We start from the raw sequence: 18,695 nt of genomic DNA on the forward strand, positions 1-18,695 counted from the left end.
TACACATTAACAAAAATAAACAAGACTTTTAAGCTTAAAAAAACTGGAAATCCTAGCCGTTCAATCTTTTGGTAAAAACATCATTGATTCGGGTAAACAAATGTTCGGGTTTATACACACGCCAGTTAGCAATATCCATCAGTTCTATATAATAGTTGAGTTTCTTCTTGCGGAAATCATACTGGGTGGCTTCGGGCATATCGAGGGCAACGATCCAGCCTCCTTCATCTGTTACTTCATCAAACCATTCCTGGTAATATTCACGATCACTGCTATGAAAGTTCAAAACGTTCTCTGTTATCAAAATAAATTTTGTAATGCCCTCTGCAAATAATTTATCAACCACGTCCCGTTTCAGAGTCATAATATCATTTTCAATTGCATCGTTCCATTCGCCGATCAGTTCAATAATCACGAACTGGTGCTCATAATCTGCATACAAAATTTTCATATATAAGGTACGGCTGCCAAACTCATCCCACTGCGGATGTATATAATAATTATATATCACCTGCGAGTATTCAAACTCATTGTATAAACGTCCAAAAAAAGGAGACCGCGGATCTTCTTCCGCTGTATATAAATGGCGCCAGTTGTAAAATGGTTCAATCTCATGCATAACAAAAATTCCTCGCTGCAAATTTACAAGAAATGAAAATGTATATTTTTCTTTGGTACCCGCCAGCAGAAACTTTGTGAAATTTTTGTTGCGTCGCACTCTTGTACACCACTGCCCTTTTGATCAAATAAAATAATAATTTATTTTTTCATGCAACGGGTACGTTTAACCTGATGTCAGGTACGAAATCTTCATTGTGAAAAAGATATTTTTATTTGCAATTTTTGCTGCTTTTTTTGCCTGTAATAAATCTGCTTCACTTTATCAAAATACGAGGCTCCGGGGTAAGTGGCAGCTTACAGAATATTATATAAGCCCCGGCAATGGTGGGTCGTGGTATCCTGCAGATACTCCAACGCAGCACACAATAGAATTCAGAAATGACAATTCTTTCATAAGCAGCGACAGTGCTTATCAAAATGCAATAGGTTTTAATATAATAGACAGTAATCGGCTCGAGTTTATACTGCCAACACAAATACCTTCAACACATGAGTGCTACTACCAAATACAGGACAATGGAACTACATTAATTATATCTCCGGTAAGCTGTATTGAAGGTTGTTCTAATAAGTACAAGGCAATAAACGGAAATGGATCAATAAAGAATACTGACCAATAAAATTTTGTTGCACAAGTGTGCGACGCAACAACCGATGCCATAAAAAACAAAAGTCGGGCTCATAAAAAATTCAAATCCACACATTGCCCACACCCTTTTACCTTTCACTTTTCACGTTTGCCGTTTTTCTTACCTTGCACCCATGCAACAATACCTCGATTTACTAAAACATATTCTTGATACCGGCAGCACAAAAACTGACCGTACGGGAACCGGCACCACCAGTTGTTTTGGCTACCAGATGCGTTTTAATTTACAGGAAGGTTTTCCACTGGTTACAACAAAGAAAGTTCATATGAAAAGCATTATCTATGAACTGCTTTGGTTCTTAAAAGGTGAGACGAATATTAAATACTTAAAAGAACATAATGTAAAGATCTGGGATGATTGGGCTGATGAGAATGGTGAACTCGGACCTGTCTACGGCAAACAATGGCGTAGCTGGGAAGGTAAAGATGGTGTGGTGATTGACCAGATTAGTGATGCGATAAAACAAATAAAAAATAATCCTGACAGCAGGCGCATTATTGTGAGTGCATGGAATGTTGCTGATCTGCCAAAGATGGCGCTGATGCCTTGCCATACCATTTTTCAATTCTATGTTGCAGATGGAAAATTGAGTTGCCAGTTGTATCAACGCAGTGCAGATGTTTTTCTTGGCGTACCTTTCAACATTGCATCGTATGCATTGCTAACATTAATGATGGCGCAGGTTTGCGATCTTAAGCCTGGAGATTTTATACATACATTCGGCGATGTGCATATTTACAGCAATCACGTAGAGCAAGTGAATTTGCAATTAAGCAGAACACCATATCCATTGCCAACAATGAAATTGAACCCTTCGGTAAAAAATATTTTTGATTTTACTTACGAAGATTTTATGCTGGAAAATTATCAGTCACATCCTGCGATAAAAGCGCCGGTTGCGGTTTAGCCTCTATCCCCTAAAGGGGGATTAATTATCTTTATGCAGATTCTTACTTTATTAACTTTAATAACTCCCCTTTAGGGGTTAGGGGCTTTTTATGATTCTTTCACAAGTAGTAGCCGCATCCACAAACAATGCCATTGGCAAAGACAATCAATTGCTTTGGCATTTACCAAACGATCTGAAATTTTTCAAAAATGTTACATGGGCAATGCCAGTTGCCATGGGTAGAAAATCTTTTGAATCATTAGGCAATAAACCTTTGAACGGAAGATTCAATATCATCATAACCAGGAATAAAGATTTTAAAGCAGATGGTTGCGTTGTTGTAAACAATATTAACGATGCCATTTTTGTTGCGCAGCAACATGATTATAAAGAACTGATGATTCTTGGAGGTGGCGAAATTTATAAACAATCAATTGATATAGCTGACAAAATTTACATAACCCGTGTGCATGCTCTGTTTGAAGATGCGGATGCATTTTTTCCCGAAATAGATGAACGCAAATGGAAATTGATTTCTAACCAGGATTTTTTTGCAGATGAAAAGCATGCTTACGACTACAGTTTTCAATTGTGGGAGAAAAAATAATGTACTTAGCTACAGTACTGCTATGATGCTTTAGTTGTGTCACTCACTTGTACGTTTTGATCTTTTCGCAGCAATAAAAATCAACAATTATATTTGAATAACAAAGCCACGATAACGTGGCTTTGTTATTCAAATATTTACTCAATTAAATAAATTTCAAAACTTCCGCACCCATAGCATCCGTGCCTAAAATTTTATCTGCTGGTATTTTTGCGTCGGCAATATCTCTTGTGCGATAACCTTCTTTCAATACTTTATCTACGGCGCTTATCACCAGTTCCGATTCTTCTTTCATACCAAAAGAAATATCCAGCAGCAGCGCTGCAGATAAAATGGAAGCCAGGGGATTGGCAACACCTCTGCCCGTAATATCATGCGCAGAGCCATGAATAGGCTCATACACACCTGTGCCATCACCAATGGAAGCAGAGGCCAGCATACCCATAGAACCTGCAATTTGCGAGGCTTCATCCGTAAGAATGTCACCAAAAAGATTTGCTGTAACAACCACATCAAACCTGCGTGGATCTTTGATCAGCAACATTGCTGTTGCATCAACAAACTGGTGCTCCACTTCCACATCGGGATATTCCAGTGCAACTTTCTGCACTACTTCTCTCCACAAGCGGCTTGTTTCAAGCACGTTTGCTTTATCTACAGAACATAATTTTTTTCTGCGGGTTCTGGCAGCATCAAATGCTTTGCGTGCAATACGCTCTACTTCATAGCGACTGTATTCTGCTACATCATAAGCAGTATCGCCATTATTCTTGCGGCCTTTTTCACCAAAATAAATATCACCTGTTAATTCGCGGAAGAAAAGTATATCTGCATCTTTTAAAATCTCAGGTTTTATACTGGATGCTTCCAGTAATTCATCAAATAATTTTATTGGACGAAGATTAGCATACAAGCCTAGTTCTTTGCGCATCTTCAGCAAACCCTGTTCTGGTCTTACTTTGGCAGAAGGATCATTATCATATTTTGGATGACCAACTGCGCCAAATAATACAGCATCTGACTTACGCATTTTCTCCAATGATTCATCGGGCAAGGGATTGCCTGTTGCTTCAATAGCCACATGACCGATCAATGCTTCATCGTATGTAAATGTGTGTCCAAATTTTGCAGCTATTTTGTCTAAAACTTTTTTACCTACTGCTGTTACTTCTTGTCCTATTCCGTCTCCCGGAACTATTAGAATGTGTTTGTTCATTTTTTCTTGAGGCAAATAGGCAATAGGCAAGGAGGCAAAGAGTTTTCTAATTGCTTGGCCGCATATTGTTCTTTGGCTATTTTACTTTTTGGATTAATGAGTATAACATTTTATCTATCTCTGTGCATAAAGCTATGATAGATATAAAATTATTTTCGTCTAAATATTTTAAATGAAATGAAATCTCTAATTGGGTTTGCAGTTCATACAATGAGCCAACTGCAATTTGTAAAAATCTTTTGTAATCGCCAGTTGCATTTCTTCCATATCCTTCAGCAATGTTACTTGGAATTGAAACGGCACAACGTCTCATTTGATTTGTTAAGCCATATTGTTCTTCCTTAGGAAAGGATTGTGTAAACAGATAAATATTTTTCACAAGCTCAATAGACTTTTGCCAAACAATTAAATCTCTATAACTTTTTATTTGCGACATATTTTTTCTATTGCCTCTTTGCCTATTGCCTCCTTGCTTGTTTAAATTATATTCAGCATCTTTTGTGTTGCCTGTATTGCCGAAACAGTTTGGTCGCTGTCTAAACCACGTGTTTTAAATTCTCTGCCTTTATGCATCCATGTAATAATGGTTTCGCAAAGCGCATCTGTTTTACCACCAGGAGGGATACGAACTGCATAGTCCGTTAATAAAGGAAGCTCTATATCTTTCTTTACATACACTTTTTTCAAGGCATTCATAAATGCATCATATTGACCATCACCTTGTGCATGTTCTTCAAAAATTTCGCCATTAAAGTTTACACGGATCGTAGCAGAAGGTCTAAGATTTTTTGAATGACTAAGCACATAGTTTTCTATCTGCACTTTTTCTTCTATCGCACTGCTATCAAGAACATCAGAAATAATATAGGGAAGATCCGCCTGTGTTACCGCTTCTTTTCTGTCACCAAGTTCAATAATACGTTGCGTAACTTTCTTCAAATCTTCATCAGACAGTTGAATTCCTAATTGCTGAAGATTGTTTTCAATATTGGCTTTACCGCTTGTTTTACCTAAAGCATATTTTCGTTTTCTGCCAAAACGTTCAGGTAAAAGATCGTTGTAATAAAGATTATTTTTCTTATCGCCATCAGCGTGTATGCCCGCAGTTTGAGTAAAAACATTTTCACCAACAACAGGTTTATTAACCGGTATTCTGAAACCTGAAAATGTTTCTACCAGTTTACTTACCTTATATAATTCCTGTTCTTCAACAGATGTTTTCACATCTTTCATGTAATCATTCAACACGGCAATAGCACTTGCAAGGGGTGCATTGCCTGCCCGTTCACCCATACCATTTATGGTAAGATGCAAACCATGCACACCGGCTTTCACTGCTTCCAACACATTGGCTGTAGCAAGATCATAATCATTGTGTGCATGAAAATCAAAATGCACATGGGGGTACCTGTTTACAATTTCATGCAGGTATTCATATGTCTCAGAAGGAATTAATACACCAAGTGTATCGGGCAATAAAACTCTTTTTACAGGTTGCTCTGCAAGAAAATCCAGATAAGCAAAAACGTAATCTTTTGAGTGACGCATACCATTGCTCCAGTCTTCGAGATATACATTGCATTCAATCCCTTTTTTATTTGCTAACGCAATCACCGCTCCCACCTCATTAAAATGTTGCTCGGGAGCTTTCTTTAACTGATGCGTTAAATGATTCAATGAGCCTTTCGTTAACAGGTTCATCACTTTTGCACCAGCTTCCAACATCCAGTTAATAGACACTTCACCATCAACAAATGTGAGGACTTCAACTTTATCAATAAAACCATTTGCAGTGGCCCATTCTGTAATTTTTTTTACAGCCTGGAACTCACCTTCAGATACACGTGCAGATGCAATTTCAATACGGTCAACTTTAAGTTCTGTAAGTAACAGTTGCGCAATCGTCAACTTTTCTGATGCAGAAAAAGATACGCCACTTGTTTGTTCGCCATCACGCAGCGTTGTATCCATTATTTCAATGTGCCGCTGCTTGTGGCTTTTGTGTACATCTCTTGAAAGAGCTGTATCCATCGTAGGTTGTGTTGTTGTCATGTTCACTTAATTCATGCAATGCTCAATCGCTGATATTTTATTTATGTTACAAGCTGTAATCGTTATGGCATCGCCTGTTGCGTCACTCACTTGTACGTTCAGTTCAACATTGATCAAAGCGTTGAAGAGTGCGACGCAACGGATGTTTAATATTTATTCCATTGCCTGGTTCAAAAAAATTTAATACATACTTGCATCTGCAAATGTTTTGATCTCGGCTTTCATTGCCTGCAGGTAATCGATATCGTCAAAACCATTTATCATATTATGTTTCTTGTAACCATTAATTGCGAAAGATTCATTTTCGCCGGATGCAAGAATGGTAATCTTTTGTTCTGGCAGATTTACTTCCAGTTCTGTTTTTGGATCAGCCTCAATTGCGGTGAAAATTTTCTCCAGAAACTCGGGGCTAACCGTTACCGGAAGAATGCCAATGTTTAAAGAATTGCCTTTGAAAATGTCTGCAAAAAAGCTTGATACTACACAACGAAAACCATAATCATAAATAGCCCATGCTGCATGTTCGCGGCTGCTGCCACTACCAAAGTTTTTACCTGCAACAAGAATCTTTCCTGAATAAATCGGATTGTTTAACACGAAATCCTGTTTAGGAGAATCATCATTGTTGTAGCGCCAGTCACGGAAAAGGTTATCGCCAAAACCCTTACGTTCCGTGGCTTTCAGGAAACGTGCGGGAATTATCTGGTCTGTATCAACATTCTCAATTGGCATTGGAACTGCTGTACTTCTTAATACGGTGAATTTATCGTAAGCCATATCTTGAGCTATTAGCTGCTAGCTGTGAGCCGCTAGCTTTTGATTTTTTAAATCTTGTTTTCTTGAATCTTGTTTCTTTCTATGCTTCCTGCAACAACTCTCTTGGATCTGTTACAACGCCGGTAACTGCTGCTGCTGCTGCAACCAGCGGACTGGCAAGTAATGTTCTTGCACCGGGGCCTTGTCTGCCTTCGAAGTTCCTGTTACTTGTGCTTACTGCATATTTGCCCGCAGGAATTTTATCATCATTCATTGCAAGACATGCAGAGCAGCCTGGCTGACGCAGTTGAAAACCTGCTTCAGTAAGTATATCAAGAATACCTTCATCTTTTATTTGTTGTTCAACAATGTGCGAACCCGGAACGATCCATGCCGTAACATTATCTGCTTTCTTTCTTCCTTTAATAATAGAAGCGAATGCACGAAAATCTTCTATGCGGCCATTGGTGCAACTACCAATAAAAACATAATCCACTTTTTTACCGATCATCGCATCGTCTTCATGGAAGCCCATATAGCCAAGCGATTTTTCGTAAGTAGATTTACCACCACCAACTTCAGCAGCAGTTGGAATATGTTTGCTGATGCCAATACCCATTCCCGGATTTGTTCCGTAAGTGATCATTGGTTCAATATCAGCTGCATCGAAATTATATTCAAGATCAAAGGTTGCACCTTCATCTGTTTTCAATGTTTTCCAGTAAGCAAGAGCTTTATCCCATGCTTCACCTTTTGGCGCTTTGTCTTTTCCTTTTATATATTCGAAAGTAGTTTCGTCAGGAGCAACCATACCGCCACGTGCACCCATTTCAATGCTCATGTTACAAACAGTCATCCTGCCTTCCATGCTCATGTTGCGGAAAACATCCCCTGCATATTCTACAAAATAACCTGTTGCACCGGCAGCAGTTAGTTTAGCAATAATATACAAAACCACATCTTTAGGAAGTACGCCTTTTTGCAATTTGCCATTTACATTTATGCGCATTTTCTTTGGCTTTGGCTGCATAATGCATTGAGAGGTTAATACCATCTCAACTTCAGATGTACCAATACCAAAAGCAATGGCACCAAATGCGCCATGTGTTGAAGTATGCGAGTCCCCGCAAACGATGGTCATGCCCGGAAGTGTAATACCATTTTCCGGCCCCACCACATGCACAATACCGTTTTTTGGATTACCCAAACCCCAGTGTGAGATACCATATTTGGCAGAGTTACGTTCCAAAGCAGCCAACTGATTGGCAGACAAAGGATCTTTTACCGGCTTATCCTGGTTAATGGTCGGTGTGTTATGGTCTGCAGTAGCAAAAGTTCTTTCAGGGAATATCACTTTTAAACCTCTTTGCTCCAAACCAAGAAACGCAACAGGGCTGGTGACTTCATGAATAAAATGACGGTCGATAAAAAACACATCGGGGCCATCTTCAATTTTGCGCACCACATGGGAATCCCACACTTTATCGAAAAGGGTGCTGGCAGATTTGCTCATTTTTTGCAATCTTTTTTAAAACGTTAGTAGAGAATATGTAAAGGCAGGCAGCGCAAATTTCGCAAAAAATGGGGGAATATAATGCAACGCACAGATTTTTATTTAAATATCACAAATGAATGATTGTTAGCCGAAGCAGCATTTCAATAAAAAAGCAACAGATTTTGACTGTTGCTTTTAGATTTATGAGCCGGGCTGTTGAATAAATACTAAGCCTTTCTTGCGTCGCACACTTGTACAGAAATGCATGCATCAGCGAACAATAATTAGTCTTGAATTACCAACAACGACTCCTTCTGAAATTAAATTGACCTGGTAAATACCACGTTGCAAACTGGCAACGGGTAAAATAATTTGCTGTGTTCCTTTTTCTAAAATAATCGCAGGTCTGGTTGTTACAATGTTTCCGCTGGCATCTGTAACCTGTACAGAAATCTTTGATTGCTTCTCCAAATTGAAACTTACTGTTGCTTTATCATGCGCAGGATTAGGGTATAATTTCACAGGCAACATTTGCCTTATCGGTGTATTTTTTACAACGCTGTCTCGTTTCATGATCAGGCCGCCATCGCCAACTACATAACCAGTTGACTCACTTATCATATATATGCCGTGTAAAATTGATTTTCCTGTATATTCCGGCTTCCAGCTTTTACCATAGTTTGAAGAATTATAAATAATACCATTGTCCCCAACAGTATATGCAGTTCCATTAGCAAAGAATTTACAAGCATTCAACCTGTCACGAAAACCGGGTACCAGCGTTTTTGTTTTGAAATACCATTCAAGATTGCTGATGCCGGGGCGCAACCGAAAATGATACAGCATTATCAGTTGGCATGAATCTCCGGGGCTATACCTGTTGTAAAAATTGGTGAACATAAAAACAGTATCAGTGTTTACGAAATCCATGGTGCTGAAACCATTTGCATTAGGGAAATTATATACAAAAGAATTGTACCAGTTTTTTCCTCCGTCTGCAGATCTAACAAATTCTGCAGAATAGGTAAATGCACCTGAAACATTTCCCGCAACCATGCCTGTATTTTCATCAGCAAAACCAATGTATGTATAGGTGCTTGTGTTGTTAAGATCGTGTTGTGGCGCCCATTGCTTTCCTGCATCATCGCTTTCGTAAATATGATCACTAACAGAGAACAAACGCTGTGCAGGAGTTTTTGCCGCATAAAAATTTCGTGTATCACTTACCGATTTTAGCCATGTAGCACCGGCATCTTCAGACCTGTAGACTAATGGACTGCTTTCCCATGTAGCAGTTGTTACAATCACAATACCACTATCCAATAGTGTTACAGAAGTAAGATTGTCTTTAGATGGTGCGGTCATTTGTTGCCAGGTTTGTCCCCCGTTTTTTGTACGTAAAACTGTTCCTCCGTCTCCAACTGCAAAACCAATTCGATTGTTGTAAAAACTAATTGCTTTTAAGTTGTTTTGCGTTGGAGTTGTTTGTTGCACCCATTGGGCAGAACATACACTCACAGCACATGCACATAGCATTGTCATTAGTAGATTAGCCTTCATAGTTTTTCTTTATGTTTTTGTTAAAAATGCTGTACGAAAAACATTTTGTATTTGTTGGGGGAAAGAAAAAATATTTAAGCGCTTATACAATTTAATAAATGTGCTCAATTAAAGATGGGAATGTACAAGAGTGCGACGCAAGTATAGCATTATAGTAGTAATGCAGGCCGGCACAAAAATTATATCTTTTTGTTCTTCCATTTTCCGCTCTTTAAATAGAAGAATGCAGGTGTGAACATACAGAACCAATATACCCATTCAGCCGTCCAGCCGATGGTAATGGATAAAAATAATCTTTCAAGTATAATGTATGCGTAGATGCTGTAAACAGTAATGGCTGCAAATTCAATTGCCAGGTTTATTCTTGTGTTGCCTGTGCCAATAACAGCATTTAGCCAAACAGTGCCAAAAGACATCATGATCAACGCAACTGATACAACTCTTACAACCGGAACTGCAGCAACAATAAAATCTTCGCTTTGCCCATACACCTGTAATAAGAGTGCGGGTGCAATATTCAGCAATAAAAAAATGATCAAAGCAAATGATACGCTTAGCCTGGTAATTTTTGTCACCAGTTCGATAACACGATGCTGCAAACCCTGCCCAATAATATTGCTTACCATTGTTGTAGATGCCGCTGCAAATGCCCATGTAACGCAGCCAAATAAACCAAAGATGTTGCGCATGGTATTTGAAATTGCAAGATTTCTTTCACCATGATGCTCTACAAGAATGTAAAAAAATTCCCAGCTTCCGACGCTTATTACATATTGCATTATCAGCGGTAAAGATTGATTTAATATTAATTTTATGGTAGCGCCATCATATGCATGTTTGCCAAAAATATTAAAGCCATCTGCCACACCTTTTTTGTGGATCACAAAAAACATAACAAGCAACCCGGTAGCTTCTGCAATGATAGATGCAACTGCTGCTCCGTTGAAACCCATTTGAGGCAAACCAAATTGCCCATAGATCAAAGCGTAGTCAAGTATAATATTGGTAAGGGTTTCAGCGAGTGTGCCCCATATAAGCCATTTACTTTGATTGGTGCCAACCAGCAATGCATTGCGCATTTGATAGAGGTATAAAAATGGCAAACCCCAAATGCGTATATACAAAAAATGTATTGCCATCTGCACATTTGTTTCATCGTGCAATGCAAAACTGAAAATGACCGGTGCCAGCAAATAAGTAACTATTATACTAAATGCAGAAATAACCAATGTAATGCGAATACCGTGATTAAAAAGGTTGCCAATTTCATGCAGCCTGTTCTCGCCGGCACGTCTTGCAATCAATGCTTGTAAACCATTATTGAGCCCAAAACCCATCACTGCAAAAATGAGGTAATATACGCCGGTAATACCTGCAACTGCAAGTGGCTGCTCACCAAGCCCGCCCAGAAAAATATTGTTGGTAATAAAATTTATCTGCGGCACAAGAATAGACACAGCAATAGGCATGGCAATTTTCAGGATCTGCCTGTTGTTGATTTCAACCTGTAAACTTTTATTTGTAGTAACCGCATCCATAAAGGGTTGCAAATGTACTATGAGTATTTGCAATAAGCAAAGCAGGGAATATATGTGCGGTTATTTTTGTGTTACAAACTGTTGTGCATGTGGCATCGACTGTTGTGTCACTCACTTGTGCGTTGGAAGAAAAGGCAGCAAGCAAAAAGTTTTGCATTATTTTTCACTCTACGTTGTTCTTAGTTCATTTATTTTCTAAAGCACAAGAGTGCGACGCAACGAAAGCCAAATATTTATTCTGTTGCCGGGTTCATAATTTCCCGCATTCATCACATTTGCCACATTTCCGCATTAATTCCTAACATTGCAGATTAATGCGTATGGCATGGTGAATAAAAATTTTGGAATATACAGTGATGATCTTTCCGGTTGCGATTTTATGATCGAGACAGGAAGTGATTACATTGCCTGCTGGTGTAAGGATAAAGCGGCAGGAACTGTAAAAGCATTTGAACAATTTGGTTTTGACGTTAACGCTTATACGAGCTTTGAAAAATTGTTCACAGATGTGCAATTGCATTCGCGTTTGCTTACTACGCATTTCAACAATGTGTATTGCATATGGGGGCATGAAACCAGCATCTGTGCACCTAATGAATTGTATTCGCGTGGTATGGCAGCATCTGCAATGGAGCTTATGTTTGGCGCTGCAATTGAACAGAGAAGTGTGATTGAAAATACGCTGGGCGATTGTGTAATATCAACAGCCATTAATGAAGATGCATGGGATGTGTATAGCAGGCATTACCGCATTACAGCTAATATGCATAAATATTATTCGTTACTCAAAATTCAAAAACCAACGGATGAAGAGGATAAACTGCATCTCGTTTTTTATAACAATGACGTTATCATTTCTGCATATAAAAAGGGCGCTCTACAACTGATACAACGCTTTATTTATAAAACGGCAGAAGATGTATTGTACCATATACTCAATATTTGTAAAACATACCGGTTGCCTGTTGCAGAAGTAAATATCCGCTGTAGCGGGATGATAGATAATTCATCGCCGTTATACAGTACATTACTTTCTTACCTCGGAGATTTTTCTTTTGAAATACCTGACAAATCGCTTTTTGCCGCTGAAGGTTTTCATGAATACCCGCTGCATTATTTTTTATCATTCTGTCAACACGATGTATGAGAATTATTTCCGGAAAGTTTGGTGGACGGCGTATTAATCCGCCGGCAAATATGCCGCATACAAGACCTACAACAGACATAGCAAAGGAAGGCTTGTTCAATATTCTTCAGAACAGGATACATTTCGAAGACATTAAAACACTGGATCTTTTTGGGGGTACAGGAAGTATCAGTTATGAGCTTGCTTCCAGGGGCGCCGGCAACTTAACGATCATTGAAAAAGATAGTGCCATGCATTCATTCATTAAAAAAAACGTTGAAATGCTTGGTATAGAGAATTGCAAAGTGCTGAAGATGGATGTTTTCAATTTTCTTACGAATTGCAACGAGCAGTTTGATTTTATTTTTGCCGGCCCGCCTTATGCTTTGGGCAGTATTGATGAATTGCCAAAGATCATTGTTTCAAAAAATCTTATTGCGAAAGATGGCTTTTTTGTGTTAGAACATACGCCCAGAAATAGTTACGAAAGTTTTAACGGGTTTAGTTTTGTGAGGAATTACGGCACCACACTTTTTTCATTTTTTATTTCTACCCTACAGCAAATATTTTAATGCAACCAATTTTCATCACAGGCATTGGAACGGGCATCGGTAAAACAATTGTTTCAGCAATTGTAACAGAAGCATTGCAGGCAGATTATTGGAAACCTGTACAGGCAGGTTTTGATGATGGGACTGATGCCTTATTGATCAGTGAACTTATTTTAAACAAAGATTCAATCATTTACCCTGAGGTTTACAAACTCAAACTGGCAGCATCTCCTCACATTGCTGCAAGAGAAGAAAATATTAAAATTGATCTTGACCTGATCGCTGATAAATACCGGCAACTGGCAACAGTTAAAAGGCAACTTATTATAGAAGGTGCAGGCGGTTTACTCGTTCCTTTAAACGATAATGAATTCATGCTCGATCTTATCAGGAAACTTGATGCAAAGGTTATTTTAGTAAGCAGGAATTATTTGGGCAGCATCAATCATTCATTACTTACAGCAATGGTTTGTAAACAACATAACATTAATGTTCCCGGGTGGATATTCAATGATCAATATATGCAATATGAAGAAGAAATTGTGCAATGGTCGGGATATAAAAAATTAGGTTCCGTATCTTTCAATTCGACTATAGATAAAAATTTTATCAGAAGAGAAGCAGAAAAGATCAGTGCGTCTTTACTGGCAGCATTATGACAAAAAAAGAGCTAAGAAAAATTTATAAAGAAAAACGTGCAGCTATTCCTTCAAAAGAGAAACTGAAGTTAGATGATGTCCTGCTCATCAATTTTCAGCGATTGTATTTTGAAGATGTTGCCGTATTGCTTACCTATTGGGCAAAAACAGATGCGCAGGAGCCCAACACACATTTATTCTCCGGCTTTTTAAGACATAGCATTCCTGGTTTGCAGCTTGCCTATCCAAAATGTGATCTCAACAACTACAGCATGGAAGCCTTGCAGGTAAATGAAGATACTGTATATTACAGCAATCAATATGGCATAACCGAACCAAAAGAAGGCATCATTATTGAGCCTGCAGAAATTGATCTTGTTTTTGTGCCTTTGCTTGTTTGTGATAATAATGGCTACCGTGTGGGCTATGGTAAGGGGTTTTATGATCGATATCTTACAAGATGTCGCCGGGATATAATAAAGATCGGCTTTAGTTATTTTGACCCCGTTGAAAAAATAGACGATAAGAATGACTTTGATATACCTTTAGATTATTGTATTACGCCAGAAAGTGTTTATGAATTTTAACTCGCTTTTCCTCAAATCATTTCGCTTATTGTTGCTGCCGTTTGCTTTGCTATACGGGGTTATTGTCATCATCAGGAATATTTTGTACGATAAGAAAATCCTGCGTTCATCAGAGTTCAATTTTCCTTTGATATGCGTGGGCAATCTTTCTGTTGGTGGCACGGGCAAATCGCCGATGGTGGAATACCTTATCCAGTTGCTGCGTCCACATTTTAAAGTTGCCACTGTAAGCCGCGGTTATAAACGCAAAACTAAAGGCTATGTGCTGGCAAAAGACAACACCACTGCATTGGAAATTGGCGATGAGCCCATGCAATTCCATATCAATTTTCCTGACATAGCTGTTGCTGTTGGTGAAGAAAGAATTGTAGCCATTCCCCAGTTATTGCACGATAAACCAGATACACAAGCCATTATTTTAGATGATGCATTTCAACATCGTGAAGTAAGAGCGGGGCTTAATATTTTGCTTACACAATATGATGATCTTTTTACCAACGATTTTTTTCTTCCGACAGGAGATTTACGAGATCAAAAAGCTTCTTACCAAAGAGCTGATGTAATTATTGTAACAAAATGTCCTGCTACAATTACAGATGATGCACGCAAAGAGATCATCAATGAAATTGAACCATTGGCGCATCAGAAGATTTTCTTTACCGCAATTGAATATGGTGTTCCCTATCATATCAGCAATCACAGCTTCAGAAAAATTTCAAATGAAGATGAAGTGCTGCTGGTATGTGGTATTGCCAATCCAAAGCCTTTAAAAGATTATATCTTTGACAATGCTGCAACTTATTATCAAATGGACTACAGCGATCACCATATTTTCAGGATTGATGACCTTAAGGATATCCGTAAAAAATATGAGGGCATTACTGCAGATAAAAAAATGATCATAACCACAGAGAAAGATGCAGTGCGTTTAATAAAATTCACAGAAGAATTGCGTGATATGCATTTGTATGTGTTGCCCATCCGGCACAAATTTTTATTTAATGCGGGCAGTGAATTTGATGAGCTGGTTGTGAATTTTATCCGCAACTTTAAAATGAGAGAAGAAGTAGTTGAAGAATAAAAAAATTATGAGCCATGCAGTTGTATTTACGTTGTGAATGCTGCAGCAGTTATTTTGCTATTAGCTGCAGCATTTCATAGCATCAACTGTTGCGTCGCACACTTGTACTGGTGAATAGCGAATGGTCAATAAAATCCGGTGTACATATCATTGACCATTCATGAACTGAACGCACAAGAGTGCGACGCAACTAAGGCTTAATTAATAACAGAACCCCTGGACCAAAAAAGAAATAAAAAACCATGGCTAAAAAAAATAAGAACAAACACAACAAAGGTCATGATGCACAGGCATTGAAAGGCAATTTAGAGATAACACGTTCCGGAATTGGATACGTGGTAATAAGTGACGGAACCGGCGATGTGCTGGTAAGACCGGGAAGTTTTAATAATGCGCTGCATGGAGATACTGTGCGTGTAAAAGTTACCAAAATGAATCCGCTGAATGGCAGGCGGGAAGGGCGCATTACGGAAATTGTGTCGCGTAAGCAAACAGAATTTGTGGGCACCTTACAACTTGCTACCAACTATGCATTTTTTGTTGCAGACAGTGATAAACCAATGCCTGATATTTTTATTCCGCTGCAAAATGTGCATGGTGCAAAAAATAAAGACAAGGTTGTGGTGCGCATGCTGCAATGGGAAAGTGCAGATAAAAATCCTGTGGGCGAAGTTGTGAGTGTGATGAAGCCTGAAGATGCGAATGACATGGCGATGAAAGAAATTCTTACAGAAGGCGGATTCCCTTTGTCGTTTAGTGATGATGTGCTGGAAGAAAGTGAACGTTTACCTGATATAATAAGTAAGAGTGAGATCGATAAACGAAAAGATTTTCGTGATGTATTGACTTTTACAATAGACCCGGTTGATGCAAAAGATTTTGATGATGCATTATCTATCCGCATATTGAATTCTGGTTTGTACGAGATAGGTGTTCACATTGCAGATGTTAGTCATTATGTAGAGCCCGAAACAAAACTTGATGAAGAAGCTTATAAACGTGCAACATCAGTGTATTTGCCTGATCGTGTAAACCCCATGTTGCCGGAAAGGATTTCGAATGAATTATGTTCATTAAGACCAAATGAAGACAAGCTTACTTTCTCTGCCGTTTTTCAAATGGATGTACATGGCAAAGTAAAAAATCACTGGATCGGCAGAACAGCGATACATTCAGATCATCGTTTCACATACGAAGATGTACAGGAAATAATTGAAAAAGGAGAAGGTAAATTCAGTGAAGAGATTATTTTACTCAACCGCATTGCACGCAGCCTGCGAAAGGTAAGATTTGATAAAGGCGCTATTAATTTTTCTTCACAGGAAGTGCGTTTTAAGTTAGATGAAAAAGGAAAACCCATTGGCATTGTAATTAAAGAAAGTAAAGAAGCGCATCAATTGATTGAAGAGTTTATGTTGCTGGCAAACAGAACGGTTGCAGAATATATTGGTAAAATAAAAGTAAACAAGAAGCCTGTTCCTTTCCCCTACCGTGTACATGATACACCAGATGAACAAAAGCTTTTACCGTTTATTGAGTTTGCAAAAAAGTACGGTCACAAGTTTGATATAAGCTCTCCTGAACGCATTGCAGAAAGCTTCAACGCTATGCTTGCAGATGTAAACGGAAAGCCTGAGCAGCATGTGCTTGAACAGCTTGGCATACGTACCATGGCAAAGGCTTCTTATAACACGGAGAATATCGGTCATTACGGTTTAGGCTTTGAAGATTATTGTCATTTTACATCACCTATCCGCCGTTATCCCGATGTGCTGGTGCATCGCGTACTGGAATCATGTTTACAGGGCAGGCCCATCATCGACAAAAAGATGGATGAGAAATGCAAGCACACCAGCGAACGTGAACGTGCTGCAATGGATTGCGAACGCGCCTCTAATAAATACAAACAGGTTGAGTTTTTGAAAGATCATCTTGGTGAAGTGTTTGAAGGCGTTGTAAGTGGTGTTTCATCTTTCGGTTTTTGGGTGGAGACTGTTGCACACAAATGCGAAGGTCTGGTGAACATAACAAGCCTTAGCGATTATGATGACTTCCGCCACATAGAAAGCGATTATGCGTTGGTGGGCAGAAGAAGTGGCAGAGCATTCCGCATGGGTGATAAAGTTTTTATTCGCGTGGTTGCAGCCAATCTTGATAAACGACAACTCGATTATGAATGGGTGCTGAAACCTGATGAAGAAAGCGAAGTGAAAACTGAAAAATCAAGAGTCAAAAAAGAGAAGAGCAAAGGAACGGTTAGGAAGCCCAAGAAAGAGAAATAGATTTTTGTTACGTGCTGTAGTTTTTCATGGCATCTTCATTGTGTCACTCACTTGTACGCTTAAAACAATAGTGAACAGTATTAAACTTATTACTCTACCAATACGATCCCGTTCTTAGCAAAATCTATTTTATGTTGTTTGTATAATGCACCGGTACTCATCTTAAAAGTTTTCTTGCTCATACCAAAGAAGCTGTAAATATCTTCAGGTGTACTTTTATCATGATAAGGCAGGTAACCATTATTATCCTTTAATAAGCGTAATATTTTCTCCGTTTCATTTTCCACTTTACTATAACCAGGCCTGTCAAGAATAATATCTATCTTATTATCGGCGCGAATGGTCTTAATAAAACCTTTCAACCTGTCTCCAACATGAATATCACGAAACACATCATTGAAATGCAGCAGGCCATTGTGTTTTCCGTTGATGAGCATTACATAGCCAAGATCGCTTATACGCTGAACATACAGATCAGCTTCTTCGCCTTCTTTTACAGTCAGCTCCTCATTACTGATCTGCTTTTCAATTTTTTCTGTTGCCGCGATACGCCCCGTTTGTTCATCAATATAAATTTTTACAACGTATTCGCCACCAACTTTCATACGTGCAAGCTGCTGGGACTTGGCTACAAAAATATCTTTCATCAATCCCCAGTCCAGGAATGCGCCGTGCTCTGTTGTACTTACACATTTGAGTTTTACAATATCACCAACAATACCTTTGGGCTCCTGTGTTGTAGCGATTAAACGGTTATCAGAATCATGATAGAGAAATACTTTTATTTCATCACCAATACGCAGATCTTTTGGTGCAAATCTTACAGGCAACAGAATACCTTCTTTACCATCATCAAGATAAAAACCGAAATCTACTTTGCGGGAAACTTTGAGCGTATTATAAACACCAACCTGTATCATGAAAAAAATATATGCCGTAAAGATAGCATTATCATCCTGCATTATAAGTTGAATACCGTTATACAGTAAAAGTGTGCGACGCAACAGGAGATGCCATGAAACATAGAAGTCCGGCTCATAAAATAC

Annotated in this window: 18 protein-coding genes; 9 read left to right on the plus strand and 9 right to left on the minus strand. The window is 38.6% G+C overall.

Going from position 1 to position 18,695, the window contains the following annotated elements; genetic code table 11:
- Positions 1-52: 52 nt before the first annotated feature.
- Complete coding sequence (locus FRZ67_RS08425; protein WP_147189126.1) at positions 53-619, minus strand: hypothetical protein; 567 nt, start codon at positions 617-619, stop codon at positions 53-55.
- A gap of 196 nt (positions 620-815) precedes the next feature.
- Here FRZ67_RS08425 and FRZ67_RS08430 point away from each other — a divergent pair, with 196 nt between their 5' ends.
- From FRZ67_RS08430 to FRZ67_RS08440, 3 genes are all read left to right on the plus strand, one after another.
- Positions 816-1,241 (plus strand): hypothetical protein, encoded by a 426-nt coding sequence (locus tag FRZ67_RS08430; protein WP_147189127.1) that lies wholly within the window; start codon positions 816-818, stop codon positions 1,239-1,241.
- Between the two features lie 142 nt (positions 1,242-1,383).
- Entirely contained in the window at positions 1,384-2,178 is a 795-nt protein-coding gene (locus tag FRZ67_RS08435; RefSeq protein ID WP_147189128.1) for a thymidylate synthase, read from the plus strand.
- 91 nt (positions 2,179-2,269) lie between these two features.
- Positions 2,270-2,767 carry a dihydrofolate reductase gene (locus tag FRZ67_RS08440; RefSeq protein ID WP_147189129.1) on the plus strand — a complete coding sequence of 166 codons (498 nt, stop codon included), beginning with the start codon at positions 2,270-2,272 and terminating at the stop codon, positions 2,765-2,767.
- Positions 2,768-2,912: 145 nt separating this feature from the next.
- Here FRZ67_RS08440 and leuB read toward each other — a convergent pair whose 3' ends face one another.
- From leuB to FRZ67_RS08475, 7 genes are all read right to left on the minus strand, one after another.
- A complete protein-coding gene (leuB, locus tag FRZ67_RS08445) occupies positions 2,913-3,983 on the minus strand; it encodes a 3-isopropylmalate dehydrogenase (RefSeq protein WP_147189130.1) in 1,071 nt (356 codons plus the stop codon).
- A gap of 76 nt (positions 3,984-4,059) precedes the next feature.
- Complete coding sequence (locus FRZ67_RS08450) at positions 4,060-4,419, minus strand: four helix bundle protein (RefSeq protein WP_147189131.1); 360 nt, start codon at positions 4,417-4,419, stop codon at positions 4,060-4,062.
- A gap of 41 nt (positions 4,420-4,460) precedes the next feature.
- Complete coding sequence (locus FRZ67_RS08455) at positions 4,461-6,035, minus strand: hydroxymethylglutaryl-CoA lyase-like TIM-barrel protein (protein ID WP_225975547.1); 1,575 nt, start codon at positions 6,033-6,035, stop codon at positions 4,461-4,463.
- Positions 6,036-6,215: 180 nt separating this feature from the next.
- The gene (gene leuD / locus FRZ67_RS08460) at positions 6,216-6,812 is read right to left on the minus strand and encodes a 3-isopropylmalate dehydratase small subunit (protein ID WP_147189132.1); all 597 of its coding nucleotides are present in this window, start codon (positions 6,810-6,812) and stop codon (positions 6,216-6,218) included.
- A gap of 79 nt (positions 6,813-6,891) precedes the next feature.
- A complete protein-coding gene (gene leuC, locus FRZ67_RS08465; protein ID WP_147189133.1) occupies positions 6,892-8,304 on the minus strand; it encodes a 3-isopropylmalate dehydratase large subunit in 1,413 nt (470 codons plus the stop codon).
- Positions 8,305-8,556: 252 nt separating this feature from the next.
- Positions 8,557-9,846 (minus strand): T9SS type A sorting domain-containing protein, encoded by a 1,290-nt coding sequence (locus FRZ67_RS08470; protein ID WP_147189134.1) that lies wholly within the window; start codon positions 9,844-9,846, stop codon positions 8,557-8,559.
- Positions 9,847-10,025: 179 nt separating this feature from the next.
- Positions 10,026-11,384 (minus strand): MATE family efflux transporter, encoded by a 1,359-nt coding sequence (locus tag FRZ67_RS08475; RefSeq protein WP_147189135.1) that lies wholly within the window; start codon positions 11,382-11,384, stop codon positions 10,026-10,028.
- Positions 11,385-11,688: 304 nt separating this feature from the next.
- Here FRZ67_RS08475 and FRZ67_RS08480 point away from each other — a divergent pair, with 304 nt between their 5' ends.
- The 6 genes from FRZ67_RS08480 to rnr all read left to right on the plus strand — a co-directional run bounded on the left by FRZ67_RS08480 (position 11,689) and on the right by rnr (position 17,649).
- Positions 11,689-12,531 carry a DUF3822 family protein gene (locus FRZ67_RS08480; RefSeq protein ID WP_158638335.1) on the plus strand — a complete coding sequence of 281 codons (843 nt, stop codon included), beginning with the start codon at positions 11,689-11,691 and terminating at the stop codon, positions 12,529-12,531.
- Complete coding sequence (locus tag FRZ67_RS08485; RefSeq protein WP_147189137.1) at positions 12,528-13,082, plus strand: RsmD family RNA methyltransferase; 555 nt, start codon at positions 12,528-12,530, stop codon at positions 13,080-13,082. Before FRZ67_RS08480 ends, FRZ67_RS08485 begins: the two co-directional genes overlap by 4 nt.
- The gene (bioD, locus tag FRZ67_RS08490) at positions 13,082-13,720 is read left to right on the plus strand and encodes a dethiobiotin synthase (RefSeq protein WP_147189138.1); all 639 of its coding nucleotides are present in this window, start codon (positions 13,082-13,084) and stop codon (positions 13,718-13,720) included. Before FRZ67_RS08485 ends, bioD begins: the two co-directional genes overlap by 1 nt.
- Positions 13,717-14,286 carry a 5-formyltetrahydrofolate cyclo-ligase gene (locus tag FRZ67_RS08495; RefSeq protein ID WP_147189139.1) on the plus strand — a complete coding sequence of 190 codons (570 nt, stop codon included), beginning with the start codon at positions 13,717-13,719 and terminating at the stop codon, positions 14,284-14,286. The genes bioD and FRZ67_RS08495 overlap by 4 nt, the downstream gene beginning before the upstream one ends.
- A complete protein-coding gene (gene lpxK / locus FRZ67_RS08500; RefSeq protein WP_147189140.1) occupies positions 14,276-15,367 on the plus strand; it encodes a tetraacyldisaccharide 4'-kinase in 1,092 nt (363 codons plus the stop codon). Before FRZ67_RS08495 ends, lpxK begins: the two co-directional genes overlap by 11 nt.
- A gap of 242 nt (positions 15,368-15,609) precedes the next feature.
- Complete coding sequence (rnr, locus tag FRZ67_RS08505; RefSeq protein ID WP_147189141.1) at positions 15,610-17,649, plus strand: ribonuclease R; 2,040 nt, start codon at positions 15,610-15,612, stop codon at positions 17,647-17,649.
- Positions 17,650-17,738: 89 nt separating this feature from the next.
- Here rnr and FRZ67_RS08510 read toward each other — a convergent pair whose 3' ends face one another.
- Positions 17,739-18,611, minus strand: a complete 873-nt coding sequence (locus FRZ67_RS08510; RefSeq protein WP_225975548.1) for a CvfB family protein — start codon at positions 18,609-18,611, stop codon at positions 17,739-17,741.
- Positions 18,612-18,695 lie beyond the last annotated feature (84 nt).

This window comes from Panacibacter ginsenosidivorans, from assembly GCF_007971225.1.
Taxonomy (GTDB): Bacteria; Bacteroidota; Bacteroidia; order Chitinophagales; family Chitinophagaceae; genus Panacibacter; species Panacibacter ginsenosidivorans.